Raw genomic sequence first — 14,392 nt, forward strand, 5'->3', positions numbered from 1 at the left:
TGGAGGGGCGCGAAGCGGAGCGGAGCGGCAGACGTCCTCGCTTCGCTGCGGCCCCTCCACCATGCTGCGCATGGTCCCCCTCCCCTCGGCAGAGCCGAGGGGAGGAATGTTATGAAGCCGCTCGCCGGGCTCAAGGTCCTCGAACTGGCGCGCATCCTGGCCGGACCCTGGGCCGGACAGCTGCTGGCCGATCTCGGTGCGGATGTGATCAAGATCGAGCGGCGCGGTGCCGGCGACGACACGCGCGGCTGGGGCCCGCCCTTCGTCCAGGGTGCGGATGGGGAGCCGCTCTCCGCCGCCTATTACCACAGCTGCAATCGCGGCAAGCGGTCGGTCACCGCCGATTTCGAGAATGACGCGGACATGGCGCGTGTGCGGGAACTCGCCGCGGAAGCCGATATCGTCATCGAGAACTTCAAGACCGGCGGGCTAAAACGCTACGGTCTCGACTATGACAGCCTGAAGGAGCTCAACCCCCGGCTGATCTATTGCTCGATCACCGGCTTCGGCCAGACCGGCCCCTATGCTGCGCGCGCCGGCTATGATTATCTGATCCAGGCGATGGCCGGCATGATGAGTATCACGGGCATCGACGAGCCGACCCGCGCCGGCGTCGCCGTCGCGGACCTGTTCACCGGCGTCTATTCGGCCGCCGCGATCCTCGCCGCCGTCAATCACCGGCACGAGACCGGCCAAGGCGCGTGGATCGACATGGCGCTGCTCGACGTGCAGACCTCCGTGCTGGCCAATCAGGCGATGAATTATCTGGTGTCGGGTACCGCGCCGGGCCTGACCGGAAACACCCACCCCAATGTCGTGCCCTATCAGCCGTTCGAGACCAGCGACGGGCGTGTGATCGTCGCGGTCGGCAATGACGGGCAATTCGCGCGCTTCGTCGCCATTCTGGGCGTGCCGCAATTGGCCGAAGACGCGGACTTCAGGACCAACGCCGCACGCATTGCCAATCGCGAGCGCCTGATCCCGCTGCTGACCGAACGCACGCGGCAGATGACGCGCGCGGAGCTGCTCGCCGCACTGGAGCGCGAGGGCGTGCCGGGTGGGCCGATCAACGACATCGCCGACGCGTTTGCCGACCCCCAGGTGCAGGCGCGCGGATTGCAGGTGCAGCTGCAGGCGCCGCATGTCGCCGGCGGCACCCTGCCTCAGGTGCGATCGCCGGTGGTCATCGACGGCGAGCCCATGGTCGCCGGCCGCGCGCCCCCCGCTCTCGGTGCCGACGACGGGGATTGGGGCTGGCGCTAGTTCCCTGTCTGTTCGCATGACGCTACACTGGCCGGGTGAGTCCCGTCCGCAAGATCATCCATGTCGACATGGACGCCTTCTTCGCGTCGGTGGAACAGCATGACGATCCGTCGCTGAAGGGGAAGCCGGTCGCGGTGGGTTCGCCCAGCCCGCGCGGGGTGGTGGCGGCGGCCAGCTATGAGGCGCGCAAGTTCGGCGTGCGTTCGGCCATGCCGTCGGTGACCGCGCTGAGGAAATGCCCGAATCTGATCTTCGTGCGCGGTCATTTCGACCGGTATCGCGAGGTGTCGCGGCAGATCCATGCGATCTTCGCCGACTATACGGACCTGATCCAGCCGCTGTCGCTCGACGAAGCCTATCTGGACGTCACTGCCAATAAGCGGGGCCTGCCGACCGCCTGGGCGACAGCCAAGGAAATTCGCGCCCGGATCCTCGAGGAAACCGGCCTCACCGCTTCGGCCGGCATTTCGTACAACAAGTTCCTGGCGAAGCTCGCCTCCGATCACCGCAAACCCAATGGCCAGTTCGCGGTGACGCCGGACATGGGCGCCGCCTGGGTCGAGACGCTGCCAGTCAGCCGCTTCCATGGCGTGGGGCCGGTCACGGCGAAGAAGATGCAGCGGCTGGGGATCGAGACCGGCGCGGACCTGCGCGCCTGCTCGCTCACCTTCCTCCAGCAGCATTTCGGCAGTTCGGCGGAATGGTATCACGCGATCGCGCGCGGCGAGGATCACCGCGAGGTGAACCCGTACCGCGAGCGCAAGTCATCGGGATCGGAGACGACCTTCAACGAGGATCTGACCGATCCGGCGGCGATCGAGGCGGGCGTGATCGGCCAGGCCGACGAGGTTTGGGCCTGGTGCGAAAAGGCGCAGTCCTATGGCCGCACCGTCACGGTGAAGGTCAAATATGGCGACTTCCAGATCATCACCCGCAGCCGCACCCAGCCGGCGCCGGTGCGCAGCCGCGCGGCGCTGCACGAGGCGAGCCTGGCGCTGATCCGCGCGGTACTGCCGCCGGAAAAAGGGATTCGGCTGGTCGGCGTCACGCTCTCGAACTTCGTTAATGACGAGATTGAGCAACCTGAACTGCTGCCCCTGTTCGGCAGCTAGAACAGGCCCGGCACCTCGCGCTGCGCGGTATTCGGCGCAGCGGGGCTCAAGAGCAGCCGCCGCCCGGCCAGGCTCTGCCCGCTCTGACCCACCGCAATCGGCGTGCAGGTCCGCCCGGCAAGGAAGTCGAGCGCGCGCGCGACCGACGCCTCGCGCGGATCGCCAAGCGGGAAGTTAATATCGTCCGCCGCCGTGCAGCTGTTCGGCACCGTGGCGGCAAGGCCGTTGAAATAGGCGTCCGAGTCCGCCGCGTTGCGGGTCGAGAAGGCGACGACGCGCAGCCGGTCGTCGCAGGCGGAGCGGTCGATGGCAATCTGCCCGACCGGCTTGCCATAGGTGTTGCCGCCGATCAGCGCCATGTTCGGGCCGAGATACGGGATCTGCGCGTTGATCACGAGCTCGCTGGCCGAGGCGGTCGAGCCGGTGCCGATGAATGCGATCTTCATCGGCGCAATCGACTGGGCCTGCGGCTTGAAGAAGCGCGTCTCGTTCCGCGACGCCTTCTCGGGCCGGTAAGTGACGCGGCTGAGCACTTCGGACGAGAAGCGGGCCCGGCCGAGCAGGTCCCCGATCAGCTCCGCCGTCGAGACCAGACCACCGCCATTGTAGCGCAGGTCGATGATCAGTTCGGTGACACCCGCCCCGCGGAATTGGTCGAAGGCGGTGCGCAACTGCGAGTCGGCGGTGCTGATGAAGGTGCGCAGATTGAGATAGCCGATCTTCCGCCCGCCATCGTCGATGATCCGGGCACCATAGCGGCTGGAGACCGGCTGCAGCGTATAATCCGCCTTCGTCATCGTGACGTCGCGCGTGCCCGAAGGGCCGCTCAGCCGCACGGTGCGTGTGACGCCGGCCGTACTGGGGCCGAGCGCCGCCGAGACGCCGCCGGTGCCCTCCGCGGCAATGATGTCGGCAACCGAGCGCAGCCCGCCGGGCGAGTCGCCGACCGCCAGTATCTCATCGCCGCGGTCGAGCCCTGCGGCAAAGGCCGGCGCACCTTCGAAGCTTTCCGCGACAAACGCCCGCTTCTGGGCGGCATCGGTCGACAGGCGGAAGCCGAAGCCGGCGGTGGTGCCGCTGTCGTAATAGGCATCCTCTTCGCGGATCGAGGTCAGATAGGTGAAGAACCGGTCCCGGCCCTGCGAACGGGCCGTGGCCGTCAGTCCGTCGATATAGGCCTGAACGGTCGCATAGCCGCTGCCATCCAGGTTCGCGGGCAGCGTCTCGGGGAAGAGATACCATTCCTGCAGCACGCCCTGCGCCCAGTTCTGCCGCGCCTGCAGCGTGCACGCAGAGCTCGAGCCGCTGGAGGTCGGCGCCGGCGCGGACGAACCCGCACCGCCGCCGGAGGACCCGCCACCACCGCCGCAAGATGTGAGAATCGCTGCCAAACTCAGCAGCGCGCCAAAGCCACGCCAGCGCTTCACGTACAAAACTCCCCGCAAAACCAGCGGGTTATACCAGAGGCTCAGACGCTCCGCCAGCGCGCCCAGATGGCGGTGGGCAGCAGCAGGCCGCGCGCCTCCTCGCGCACGGCGAGCTCGCCCATCTCGACGCGGCCCGGCAGATCGCCGAACAGCTGCTCAACCAATTGCCCGATCGCGAGCGCGGACATGCGCACGGCGTAGACGGTCAGAAACAGAAACCGCGATTCGGTATCAAGCAGCTGCCGGCAGTCGGCGAGCAGCGGTGCGAGCTTTTCCTCCAGCCGCCAGACCTCACCTTCTGGGCCGCGGCCGAATTTGGGCGGATCGAGGATGATGCCATCATAGCGGCGGCCTCGACGCACCTCGCGGGCGGTGAACTTCGCCGCGTCGTCGACGATCCAGCGGATCGGGCGATCCGCCATTCCGGCAAGCACCGCATTGCCGCGCCCCGCCTCGACGGACTTTTTCGATGCATCGACATGCACGACTTCGGCGCCGGCGTCCGCCAGCGCGAGCGTGCCGACCCCGGTATAGCCGAACAGGTTGAGCGCGGACCTTGGCTGCAGCCCCCGCATCCACTGCCAGACCGGCGCCATGTCGGGGAAGAAACCGAGGTGGCGGAAGGGGGTGCATTGCGCGGTGAAACGCACCTCCTCCCAGCGCATCGGCCAGCCCTCGCGCGGCACCGGGCGGTCGAAACGCCAGCGGCCGCCGCCTTCCTCGTCGGAGCCGGGCACGAACTCCGCATCCGCGTCCCAGTCGGCGTGCGCCGGTGCCCACATGGCCTGCGGCTCGGGCCGGATGAAGCGGAAGCGGCCATAGCGCTCCAGCTTGCGGCCATGCCCCGAATCGAGCAGCCCGTAATCCGCCCAGGGTTCGGCGATCAGCGTCTGCAGCTCAGGCACGGGCGGGCGTCGCGCGCTCCGCGATATAGGCGGTGACGGGGCCGAGCGCCGCGGGCAGCACGTCATAGCGCTCGTCCCGCTCGAACAGCGAGCCGACCCGCGACGGCAGCGACGGGCGGATTCCAGTCGCCCGTTCGACCGCATCGCGGAACTTGGCGGGGTGAGCCGTGGCGAGCGTCACCACCGGCACATCGGCCGGCAGACCGGCGGAGCACGCGGCGGCGAGGCCAATCGCGGTATGCGGATCGAGCACCTGACCGGATCCTTCACACGCCCAGCGCATCGCCATGGCCATGCCGTCTGGATCGATTCGCGCGCTGCCAAACAGCGTAGACGCGCCGTGCCGCTGCGCATCCGTCAGATGCATCGCCCGATCCTGCGCGAACGCGGTCATCTGACCCGGAACCGCAGCGGGATCGAGGTCGAACAACAGCCGCTCGAAATTCGAGCTGACCTGAATGTCCATCGACGGTGCAGCCGTGGGCGTCACCTCCCCGGCCGAATAGTCGCCGGAGGACAGGGCGCGATGCAGGATGTCGTTGACGTTGGTGGCGACGATCAGCCGCGCGACCGGCAGGCCCATCTGCGCCGCCGCATAGCCTGCGAACACGTCCCCGAAATTGCCCGTCGGCACGGAAAAGGCGACCGGCCGATCGGGCGCGCCAAGGCGGACGGCGGCGTAGAAATAATAGACGATCTGGGCCATCAGCCGCGCCCAGTTGATCGAGTTGACGGCGGACAGGGTGAACCGCCCGGCAAAGTCGCGGTCGGCGAACATTGCCTTCACCAGCGCCTGTGCGTCGTCGAAATTGCCCTCGACCGCGATGTTGTGAACATTGGGCGCCTTGACCGTCGTCATCTGTCGCCGCTGCACGTCCGACACCCGGCCATGCGGGTGCAGCATGAAGATATCGACCTTGGCGCGACCGGCGAGTGCGTCGATCGCCGCCGATCCGGTATCACCTGACGTCGCGCCGATCACCGTCAGATGTGCGTCGCTGTCCTGCAGGAACCGTTCGAAGAGCAGCCCCAGCAGCTGCAGCGCCACATCCTTGAAGGCGAGCGTCGGTCCATGGAACAGCTCCAGCAGCCAATGCTGAGCATCCAACTGGACGAGCGGGGTGACCGCCCTGTGCGCGAACCGGCCATAGGCAAGCGTGCAGAGCGAGCGCAGTTCTTCCTCGCCGAGCGCATCGCCGACAAAAGGGCGCATCACCCTCACTGCGGTCTCGACATAGGAAAGGCCGTTCAGCGCCGCGATCTCGTCCCGCGAGAAATGCGGCCAGGCCGCCGGCACGTACAGTCCGCCGTCGCTCGCCAGCCCCGCCAGCGTCACGCCGCGAAAGTCGAGCCGCGGCGCCGCCCCCCTGGTGCTCACATAGTCCATCGCCGCGCGACTTACCGGGCGCGGCGGCGCAGGGCCAGAAAGTAAATGACGAGGGCTGTGAAGGCGAAGAAGAACCACTGGATCGCGTAGGACAGGTGGTTGTTCGGCACGTCCTCCAGCGAGGGCGGCCGCGCTGGCAGAAGCCCGGCAGGCGCCTGGCCGGCGATCAGGCGGATGGTGCGGCTTCGATCGGGACCAATCACGCCGGCGACTTGCCCGCCGCGCCAGTTCGGGCGATCCGGCCGGCTCGACCAGCCCACCACCACATTGGCGCTGCCCTCAACGGTGCGGCACTCGGCGATGTGCACCCAGCCCGCCTCACCGCGCAGGTTGCGGCCGCTTTCCTCGCGCCAGCCGGCAACCGCGTGGCAATCGAGACCGGAGCGGCGGAACAGCGGCGGATCGCGCGGATCGACTTGTTCAGGCCATGGGATTGGCGCTTGACCTTGGGCGGCGGCATAGCGCGCCAGCGCCGCCTCCTTCTGCGCACGGCGATCGAGTTGCCACAGGCCGAGCCAGATCATCACGGCGACGGCGGCAGCGACGATAAGCGTGGGGATGAGAGGCAGCCGGATCATCGGCAGGGCTCAGCCGCACCAGCGCCTAGGCGCGGCCGACGCACCAGGGGTCGGGCTGCATATCGACCGGCAGGCCGGTCTGGTCCGGACTCGGGAAGCGCGCCTTGAAGGTGAAGGCGTCGCGCGTCGGGCCGAAGCGATCCAGGCGCCAGAGCCGCGCCAGCCCGTCTTCGACCGAGGGGATGGTGCCGGCCGGCAACCACCACAGCGCCTGATAGGCGCCGTCGAAGCGGTCGAACCAGTCGCGGCGCTGCGCCATCACTGGGGTATGCGCGCTGCGATAGACGAAGGCGAACAGCGCATCCGCGTCGGTCCAGACCGACATGTTAAGGATGAAGCGCGGATCATCCGTGACCTGGATGTCGGTGGCGTTGCCGCTGTCGCTCTGCAGCCGCCACACGAACCCGGGGCTCGCATCGGCCAGCGCGTTGATCCGGTCGAGCTCGGCGAAGAAGCCGGAGACCTGCGGATCGCCGGACGGCCGTACCAGCCGCCCGACATTGATCTGCGCGAGGTGCCAGCCCCGGGCGTTCATCTAGTGGGCCGCACCCCAGCTGCCCCAGACATAGACGACGATGAAGAGGAACAGCCATACGACGTCGACGAAGTGCCAGTACCAGGCAGCCGCTTCGAAGCCGAAATGCTGGCGTGGGGTGAAGTCGCCGCGATAGGCGCGCACCAGGCACACGATCAGGAAGATCGTGCCGATCAGCACATGGAAGCCGTGAAAGCCGGTCGCCATGTAGAAGGCAGCGCCGTAGTTCAGTCCCTTGAATGGGATTTCGGCGTGGATGTACTCAAACGCCTGGATGCTGGTGAAGATCATGCCGAGGATGATCGTCAGCCACAGCCCCTTCTTCAGCCCGTCACGATCGCCATGGATCAGCGAATGGTGGGCCCAAGTGACCGTGGTGCCGGAGCAGAGCAGGATCAGTGTGTTCAGGAGCGGAAAGGCGAAGGGGTCGATGACTTCGAGTCCCTTTGGCGGCCACACCGCCGCGGCCGTCTCGCTGAGCGTCGCGCTGCCTTCCGAGAACGTCATCGGGACCGGGAAGAGCGAGAAATCGAACCAGGCCCAGAACCAGCCGACGAAGAACATCACTTCGGACGCGATGAACAGGATCATGCCGTAGCGCAGGTGCAGCGACACGACCGGCGTGTGATCGCCGGCATGCGCTTCCTTGATCACGTCGGACCACCAGCTGTACATGGTGAACAGCACGCCGGCGAGGCCGAGGAAGAACACCCAGCCGCCGAACGCCGCCTGATGCATCCACATGATGCCACCCGCCGCCATCGCCAGTGCGGCGAATGCGCCGATCAGCGGCCAGGGGCTGGGCGGAAGGATATGATAATCGTGGTTCTTGGCGCCGGCCATGAGCTTTCCCTGATACAGTCTTTGCCTTGCCTCTAGCGAGGCTTTGCGGGCGAATCCACTGGGTAGAAGGTGTAGCTGAGCGTGATCTGCTGCACGTCCTTGGCGTCCGCGTCCTTCAGCATCGCCGGATCGACGAAGTAGATGACCGGCATGCGGACGCGTTCGCCCGGCTGCAACGTCTGCTCGGTAAAGCAGAAGCACTGGATCTTCTTGAAATAGGCGCCCGCCTGATCGGGCGAGACATTATAGGTCGCACGGCCGGTGATCGGCCGCTTGCTCAAGTTTTCGGCGATGTAGAAGGCCATCAGCCGCTCGCCGACGCGCACCTGCTCGACCGACTTTTCGGGGCGGAAGTGCCACGGCATACCGGGGCTCATATTCGCGTCGAAGCGGACCATCACCGTGCCGGCCGCCGGCTTCCACGGCACATCGGCGTCGGTGGCCCGGCCGGTGGTGCCGGCGAAGCCGGTTACCTGGCAGAAGATGCGATAGAGCGGCACCGCGGCAAAGCCGAGCGCCACCATGAACAGCGCCATCAGCGCAGCGAAGGCCGCCGATCGCTTGTTGCGGGCCGCGAGGTCGGTCATGCGCCGCCCATGCTCCTGATCTTGGCGATGGTGATGAAGAAGAACAGGATGGCGAGCGCACCCAGGATGAGCGCCGTCACCACCGCGCGCGAGCGCTGACGCGCCCGGATCTCGTTCTGCCGGTCGCGGTCGCTCATGCGAGCAGCAACCGATCCGCGACCAGCGCCGCGAACAGAATGAAAAGGTAGAGGATCGAGAAGCCGAACAGCTTCTTCTCCGGCTGCATCTGGGCGGCGTCGGTGGCGGTGTTGCGCCAGACGCGCCACGCCAGCGCGAAGAAGATCGCGTTGAGCGCCACGGCAGCGGCGCCGTAGATGATGCCCGTCAGACCAAGCACCCAAGGCGCGACAGCAGAAGCGGCGAGCGCGACGCTGTAGAGCATGATCTGCGCCCGCGTGGCCCTGGCGCCGGCGGTGACCGGCAGCATCGGCACGCCGGCGGCCGCGTAATCGGTCTTCACGAACAGCGCGAGAGCCCAGAAATGCGGTGGCGTCCACAGGAAGATGATCATGAACAGCAGCGCCGGCAGCAGCGTCACGTCTCCGGTCGCGGCCGCCCAGCCGAGCAGCGGCGGAAAGGCGCCGGCCGCGCCACCGATGACGATGTTCTGCGGCGTGTTGGGCTTCAGCCAGACCGTGTAGACGACGGCGTAGAAGAAGATCGAGAAGGCGAGGATCGCCGCCGCCAGCCAGTTGGTCGCGAGGCCGAGCAGCACGACCGAAAAGCCGGCCAGACCGACGCCAAAATGCAGGGCGGTGGTACGATCCATGCGGCCGTCCGGCAACGGCCGCTTGGCCGTCCGCTTCATCTTGGCGTCGAGATCGGCCTCATACCATTGGTTGAGCGCGCCCGACGCGCCGGCGCCCAGCGCGATGCAGAGGATGGCGGTGAACCCGAGCACCGGGTCGATCGGAGCACGGGAGGCGAGCAGGCCGCACAGCGCCGTGAACACGACGAGCGACATCACGCGCGGCTTGGTCAGCGCGAAAATGTCCCGCCAGTCGGCCGGCAGCGGCGTCGAGGATTCGGCAGCGATCATGAGATGGCCGCCATATAGGCGCGGCTTCGCCCAAGGGAAAGCCGCTTTGCCCCTGCCGTCAGGCGGCGGCGTTCGCCTGCTCCAAACGGGATTTGAGCTGTCGCTGGATCAGCGAGCCGGACAGGTGCGCGTCGACGGAATCGAGCTGCTCCCTCTTCAGCTGAATGCGGATGTCGGCGACCGTTCGGCAGGAGCCGGACGCAGCCAGCGCAAACGCCCGCTCGAGGGTGCTTAGTCGCTGCATGTTGGGCTCCTTTGAAAACGTCGGGCGCGGCAATCCCACACCAGGAGCAAATGCTCCGCTTGTGTAACGATGCGGACCGACTTTGGTTGCGGGCGGACGGCCCGAACAGCGACGGATCAACCCAGGTTAGAAACAAAAAAGAGGCGGAGCCGAAGCCCCGCCTCTCTTCTGCTTGGCCTTGCGGCGAAGGGGTTAGTGGTGGCTGCCGCCGTCGATCACCGGCAGCGTCTCGAACTGGTGGAACGGCGGCGGCGAGGAGAGCGTCCACTCCAGCGTCGTCGCGCCTTCGCCCCAGGGATTGTCCTCCGCCTTGCGGCCCGCGAACAGCGACCAGAACAGGTTGACGAAGAAGATCGCCATGCCCGCCGCCATCACCGCATAGCCGATCGAGGCCATTTGATTGTAATAGGCATAGGCGTCCGGATAGTCCGGATAGCGCCGCGGCATGCCCTGCATGCCCAGGAAGTGCATCGGGAAGAACAGCAGGTTCACGCCGACGAAGAACACCCAGAAATGCAGCTGGCCCAGGAACTCGTTATAGTGCCGGCCGCTCATCTTGGCGAACCAGTAGTAGAAGCCCGCGAACAGCGCGAACACGGCGCCCAGCGACAGCACATAGTGGAAGTGGGCGACGACATAATAGGTGTCGTGCAGCACGTCGTCGACGCCGCCATTGGCGAGCACGACGCCGGTCACGCCGCCGACCGTGAACAGGAAGATGAAGCCCAGCGCCCAGAGCATCGGCGTCTTGAAGCTCAGCGAGCCGCCCCACATGGTGGCGATCCAGCTGAAGATCTTGATGCCGGTCGGCACCGCGATCACCATCGTGGCCGCCGTGAAGTACATCTTCACGTTCACGCTCATGCCGGTCGTGAACATGTGGTGCGCCCAGACGACGAAGCCGATCACGCCGATCGCGACCATCGCATAGGCCATGCCGAGATAGCCGAAGACCGGCTTGCGACTGAAGGTCGCGATGATCTGGCTGACGATGCCGAAGCCCGGCAGGATCATGATGTACACTTCGGGGTGGCCGAAGAACCAGAACAGGTGCTGGTAAAGCACCGGATCGCCGCCGCCGGACGGATCGTAGAAGGTCGTCCCGAAGTTGCGGTCGGTCAGCAGCATGGTGATCGCAGCGGCAAGCACCGGCAGCGCCAGCAGCAGCAGAAAGGCGGTGACGAGCACGGACCAGACGAACAGCGGCATCTTGTGCAGCGTCATGCCCGGCGCGCGCATGTTGAAGATGGTGGTGATGAAGTTGATCGCACCCAGGATCGAGCTAGCGCCCGCCAGGTGGAGCGACAGGATCGCCATGTCGACGGCGGGACCTTGGCTGCCGGTGGTCGACAGCGTCGGATAGACGGTCCAGCCGGTGCCTGCGCCATTGCCGGTGCCGCCGGGTACGAAGGTCGAGCCCAGGAGGAGGATGAAGGCGGGGACGAGCAGCCAGAACGAAATGTTGTTCATGCGCGGGAACGCCATGTCCGGCGCACCGATCATGATCGGCACGAACCAGTTGCCGAAGCCGCCGATCATCGCCGGCATGACCATGAAGAACACCATGATCAGGCCGTGCGCCGTGATCAGCACGTTCCACAGGTGATAGGCCTGATCCATCGTCGCATTGGTTTCGCCCATCATCTGGGCCCAGCCCTGCAGATACTGGACGCCCGGAGCCGCCAGCTCGGCGCGCATCAGGCCGGAGATACCGCCGCCGATGATGCCCGCGATGATCGCGAAGATCAGGTAGAGCGTACCGATGTCCTTGTGGTTCGTCGACATGAACCAGCGGGCGAAAAAGCCCGGCTTATGGTCGGCATCATGCGCGTGGTGATGCGCGTGATCGGCGTGAAACTCCGCCGGCGAGGCTGCGATATCGGTCATTACTGGTTACCCGTCGTGTTGGGCTGGCCGCCCTGGCTGGTTGCGGGAGGAGTGGCGGTGCCGGGCGTCGGCGTGTCGGTGGCGCTGATCGGCTCGGGGCCCGCGGTCACGGCATCGGCCGCCTTGGGCGCGACCAGCGGCGGCGACTTCGCCCCGCCCATCGTGCCGCCCTTCGACGCGACCCAGGCGGCGAATCGCGCCGGCGACACCACCTCGACCGAAATCGGCATGAAGGCATGGCGCGCACCGCACAGTTCGGAGCACTGGCCGAAATAGACCCCTTCCTTTTCGGCCTTGAACGTCATTTCGTTGATGCGGCCGGGCACGGCGTCGAGCTTGAACCAGAAGGCCGGGACCGCCCAGCTGTGGATCACGTCGTTCGACGTGGTCTGCAGCCGGATCTCGCGGCCGACCGGAATGACGAGGCGGTTGTCGACCGCCAGCAGGCGCGGGCCATCGGCATATTGCCGCGCCTTGCCGCCGGGAGCCGGCTTGTCCTGCAGCATGTTCGAGACGATCTCGAACCCGCCATTGTCCGGATATTGGTAGGTCCAATACCATTGGTTGCCGACCGCCTTGATGGTCAGCGCGTCCTTGCCGGCCGGCTTGAACTGGGCGGCGAGCAGGCTGATCGACGGAATGGCGATCGCGACCAGCACCAGCACCGGCACGAGCGTCCAGATCACCTCGACTAGCGTGTTGTGCGAGGTGCGCGACGGCACCGGATTGGCCGCGCGGCGGAAGCGCACGATCACATAGAGCAGCAGCAGCAGCACCAGCGCGGAGATGCCGATCATCATCGGCACCAGCACATAGTCGTGCATCCACAGCGCCTTGCGGCCATTGGGGCTGACCTGTTCCTGCAGCGTGATCCGCTGATCGACCGGCATGCCGATGCCCGCGATCGGTGCGACCGAGGGAATATTCACCGCGGCCGCGGTGTGCGCCACGTCCGGCTGTGCCGCGCTTTCCTTGGTCTCCGCCGGCGTGGCGACGAGCGTCCCCGCATCCTGCGTCGCGTTCTGCGCCATGGCACCCGCCGGCGCGAGCGCCAGTCCAAGGGCAAGCAGGAGGGTCTTGGCGAGCTTCATAGGCTTCCTGTTCTATACCGTGGTTGCGCGGGACGACGCTCGGCAACGGACGTGCGAAACGTGATTTGGCGCGGCTTATAGGCACGGTTTTCCGCTCTCTCAAGCGGTTCGGCGCGCCTTTCGGGCGGATTGCCTGCACGGGATCACGCGCCTATGCCGCAGCGCCATGACCGAAGACGAGGTTCTGGCGGAATTCCGCGCGGCCGAGGCGCTGCTGGAAGGGCATTTCATCCTCTCCTCCGGGCTGCGCAGCCCGCGCTATCTGCAATGCGCGCGGGTGCTGATGAACCCGGCACGTGGCGCTCGGCTGGCCGAGGCGCTGGCCGCCAAGCTGCCGGCGGAGGTGCGGACCGGCATCGAAGCAGTGGTGTCCCCGGCCATGGGCGGCGTGATCGCCGGCCAGGAAGTGGCGCGCGCTCTGGGCGTCGACGCTATGTTCCTGGAGCGCCCGACCGGCACTTTCGAGCTGCGCCGCGGCTTTCGCCTCTCGCCTGGGCAGAAGGTGCTGATGATGGAGGACGTGGTCACCACCGGCCTCTCGTCGCGCGAAGCGATCGCCGCGATTCGCGCCGCGGGCGGGGAGGTGATCGCCGCCGCCGCCCTGGTCGATCGATCGAACGGCACGGCCGATCTGGGCGTGCCCTTCTTTCCGCTGATCCGACTCGACGTGCCCAGCTATGAGGCGGACAAGCTTCCGGCCGAACTAGCGGCCATTCCTGCGGTGAAGCCGGGGAGCCGCGCGGCGTGACCCTGCGCCTCGGCGTCAACATCGATCACGTCGCCACCATTCGCAACGCGCGCGGCGGTGAGCATCCCGAGCCGATGCGGGCGGTGAGAGTGGTCGAGCAGGCCGGCGGCGACGGCATCACCGTGCATCTGCGGGAGGACCGGCGCCACATCCGCGACCTCGATCTCGACGCGCTGATGAGCGAAACGCGCCTGCCGGTGAACCTGGAAATGGCCGCCACCGACGAGATGCTGGCGATCGCGCTGCGCCACAGGCCGCACGCCGCCTGCATCGTGCCCGAGAAGCGGGAGGAGCGCACCACCGAGGGCGGGCTCGACGCCCGCGGCCAGCACAACCACCTCGCCCCGATCGTCTCCCGCTTGCTGGACGCCGGCATCCGCGTCAGCCTGTTCATCGAACCGGAACCCGCGCAGATCGAAGCGGCATTGCGCCTCCACGCGCCCGTCGTCGAGCTGCACACCGGCCGCTATGCCCATCTCGCCGAAACTGACCGTGCAGTGGAACTGAAGCGTCTTGCCGACGCCGCCGCGCTCGCCGCCAAGAACGGCATCGAGCCGCATGCGGGCCATGGCCTTACCTTCGACAATGTCGTGCCGGTCGCCGCCATCCCCCAGCTCGCCGAGCTAAACATCGGTCATTTCCTGGTCGGCGAGGCAATCTTCATCGGGCTGGAAGAGAGTGTCCGCCGGATGAAGGCCCTGATGGAGAGCGCGCGGTGAGTGAAATCCTCCCCGGGACGGGGAGGG

At 66.8% G+C, this 14,392-nt stretch carries 16 protein-coding genes; 4 read left to right on the top strand and 12 right to left on the bottom strand.

The window, feature by feature from the left end; all coding sequences use genetic code 11:
* Nucleotides 1-111: 111 nt before the first annotated feature.
* Complete coding sequence (locus HJG53_RS09225; protein WP_171129849.1) at nt 112-1,263, top strand: CaiB/BaiF CoA-transferase family protein; 1,152 nt, start codon at nt 112-114, stop codon at nt 1,261-1,263.
* Between the two features lie 35 nt (nt 1,264-1,298).
* A complete protein-coding gene (gene dinB / locus HJG53_RS09230) occupies nt 1,299-2,375 on the top strand; it encodes a DNA polymerase IV (RefSeq protein ID WP_368039549.1) in 1,077 nt (358 codons plus the stop codon).
* Here dinB and HJG53_RS09235 read toward each other — a convergent pair.
* The 12 genes from HJG53_RS09235 to coxB form a co-directional block, all read right to left on the bottom strand.
* Entirely contained in the window at nt 2,372-3,802 is a 1,431-nt protein-coding gene (locus HJG53_RS09235; protein WP_368039550.1) for a S41 family peptidase, read from the bottom strand. The two genes, dinB and HJG53_RS09235, sit on opposite strands and share 4 nt — an antisense overlap.
* Nucleotides 3,803-3,843: 41 nt before the next feature.
* Nucleotides 3,844-4,707, bottom strand: coding sequence for a class I SAM-dependent methyltransferase (locus HJG53_RS09240; protein WP_368039551.1), 864 nt, complete (start codon nt 4,705-4,707; stop codon nt 3,844-3,846).
* The gene (gene thrC / locus HJG53_RS09245) at nt 4,700-6,094 is read right to left on the bottom strand and encodes a threonine synthase (protein WP_171129853.1); all 1,395 of its coding nucleotides are present in this window, start codon (nt 6,092-6,094) and stop codon (nt 4,700-4,702) included. Before thrC ends, HJG53_RS09240 begins: the two co-directional genes overlap by 8 nt.
* An 11-nt stretch (nt 6,095-6,105) precedes the next feature.
* Nucleotides 6,106-6,672, bottom strand: a complete 567-nt coding sequence (locus HJG53_RS09250; protein WP_171129855.1) for an SURF1 family cytochrome oxidase biogenesis protein — start codon at nt 6,670-6,672, stop codon at nt 6,106-6,108.
* 25 nt (nt 6,673-6,697) lie between these two features.
* Complete coding sequence (locus HJG53_RS09255) at nt 6,698-7,207, bottom strand: DUF3291 domain-containing protein (protein ID WP_171129857.1); 510 nt, start codon at nt 7,205-7,207, stop codon at nt 6,698-6,700.
* Nucleotides 7,208-8,050, bottom strand: a complete 843-nt coding sequence (locus tag HJG53_RS09260; RefSeq protein ID WP_171129858.1) for a cytochrome c oxidase subunit 3 — start codon at nt 8,048-8,050, stop codon at nt 7,208-7,210.
* A gap of 32 nt (nt 8,051-8,082) precedes the next feature.
* Entirely contained in the window at nt 8,083-8,637 is a 555-nt protein-coding gene (locus HJG53_RS09265; protein WP_171129860.1) for a cytochrome c oxidase assembly protein, read from the bottom strand.
* Nucleotides 8,634-8,774 carry a hypothetical protein gene (locus HJG53_RS09270; RefSeq protein ID WP_171129862.1) on the bottom strand — a complete coding sequence of 47 codons (141 nt, stop codon included), beginning with the start codon at nt 8,772-8,774 and terminating at the stop codon, nt 8,634-8,636. Before HJG53_RS09270 ends, HJG53_RS09265 begins: the two co-directional genes overlap by 4 nt.
* A complete protein-coding gene (locus HJG53_RS09275; RefSeq protein WP_171129864.1) occupies nt 8,771-9,676 on the bottom strand; it encodes a heme o synthase in 906 nt (301 codons plus the stop codon). Before HJG53_RS09275 ends, HJG53_RS09270 begins: the two co-directional genes overlap by 4 nt.
* A gap of 58 nt (nt 9,677-9,734) precedes the next feature.
* The gene (locus HJG53_RS09280; RefSeq protein ID WP_171129865.1) at nt 9,735-9,920 is read right to left on the bottom strand and encodes a hypothetical protein; all 186 of its coding nucleotides are present in this window, start codon (nt 9,918-9,920) and stop codon (nt 9,735-9,737) included.
* Nucleotides 9,921-10,112: 192 nt separating this feature from the next.
* Nucleotides 10,113-11,807 (bottom strand): cytochrome c oxidase subunit I, encoded by a 1,695-nt coding sequence (gene ctaD / locus HJG53_RS09285; protein WP_171129867.1) that lies wholly within the window; start codon nt 11,805-11,807, stop codon nt 10,113-10,115.
* Nucleotides 11,807-12,898 carry a cytochrome c oxidase subunit II gene (gene coxB, locus HJG53_RS09290; protein ID WP_171129869.1) on the bottom strand — a complete coding sequence of 364 codons (1,092 nt, stop codon included), beginning with the start codon at nt 12,896-12,898 and terminating at the stop codon, nt 11,807-11,809. Before coxB ends, ctaD begins: the two co-directional genes overlap by 1 nt.
* A 166-nt stretch (nt 12,899-13,064) precedes the next feature.
* Between coxB and pyrE the strand changes: the two genes are divergently transcribed.
* The gene (gene pyrE, locus HJG53_RS09295; RefSeq protein ID WP_171129871.1) at nt 13,065-13,646 is read left to right on the top strand and encodes an orotate phosphoribosyltransferase; all 582 of its coding nucleotides are present in this window, start codon (nt 13,065-13,067) and stop codon (nt 13,644-13,646) included.
* Entirely contained in the window at nt 13,643-14,365 is a 723-nt protein-coding gene (locus HJG53_RS09300) for a pyridoxine 5'-phosphate synthase (RefSeq protein ID WP_171129873.1), read from the top strand. The genes pyrE and HJG53_RS09300 overlap by 4 nt, the downstream gene beginning before the upstream one ends.
* Nucleotides 14,366-14,392 lie beyond the last annotated feature (27 nt).

The sequence above is a fragment of the Sphingomonas sp. ID1715 genome, from assembly GCF_013044515.1.
Taxonomy (GTDB): domain Bacteria; phylum Pseudomonadota; class Alphaproteobacteria; order Sphingomonadales; family Sphingomonadaceae; genus Sphingomonas_B.

What these genes read in the sequence shown, in the direction of transcription:
- HJG53_RS09225 (WP_171129849.1), top strand. Translation starts at nt 112, where the DNA reads ATGAAGCCGCTCGCCGGGCTCAAGGTCCTCGAACTGGCGCGCATCCTG.
- thrC (WP_171129853.1), bottom strand. Translation starts at nt 6,094, where the DNA reads ATGGACTATGTGAGCACCAGGGGGGCGGCGCCGCGGCTCGACTTTCGC.
- HJG53_RS09250 (WP_171129855.1), bottom strand. Translation starts at nt 6,672, where the DNA reads ATGATCCGGCTGCCTCTCATCCCCACGCTTATCGTCGCTGCCGCCGTC.
- HJG53_RS09255 (WP_171129857.1), bottom strand. Translation starts at nt 7,207, where the DNA reads ATGAACGCCCGGGGCTGGCACCTCGCGCAGATCAATGTCGGGCGGCTG.
- HJG53_RS09260 (WP_171129858.1), bottom strand. Translation starts at nt 8,050, where the DNA reads ATGGCCGGCGCCAAGAACCACGATTATCATATCCTTCCGCCCAGCCCC.
- HJG53_RS09265 (WP_171129860.1), bottom strand. Translation starts at nt 8,637, where the DNA reads ATGACCGACCTCGCGGCCCGCAACAAGCGATCGGCGGCCTTCGCTGCG.
- HJG53_RS09270 (WP_171129862.1), bottom strand. Translation starts at nt 8,774, where the DNA reads ATGAGCGACCGCGACCGGCAGAACGAGATCCGGGCGCGTCAGCGCTCG.
- HJG53_RS09275 (WP_171129864.1), bottom strand. Translation starts at nt 9,676, where the DNA reads ATGATCGCTGCCGAATCCTCGACGCCGCTGCCGGCCGACTGGCGGGAC.
- HJG53_RS09280 (WP_171129865.1), bottom strand. Translation starts at nt 9,920, where the DNA reads ATGCAGCGACTAAGCACCCTCGAGCGGGCGTTTGCGCTGGCTGCGTCC.
- ctaD (WP_171129867.1), bottom strand. Translation starts at nt 11,807, where the DNA reads ATGACCGATATCGCAGCCTCGCCGGCGGAGTTTCACGCCGATCACGCG.
- coxB (WP_171129869.1), bottom strand. Translation starts at nt 12,898, where the DNA reads ATGAAGCTCGCCAAGACCCTCCTGCTTGCCCTTGGACTGGCGCTCGCG.
- pyrE (WP_171129871.1), top strand. Translation starts at nt 13,065, where the DNA reads ATGACCGAAGACGAGGTTCTGGCGGAATTCCGCGCGGCCGAGGCGCTG.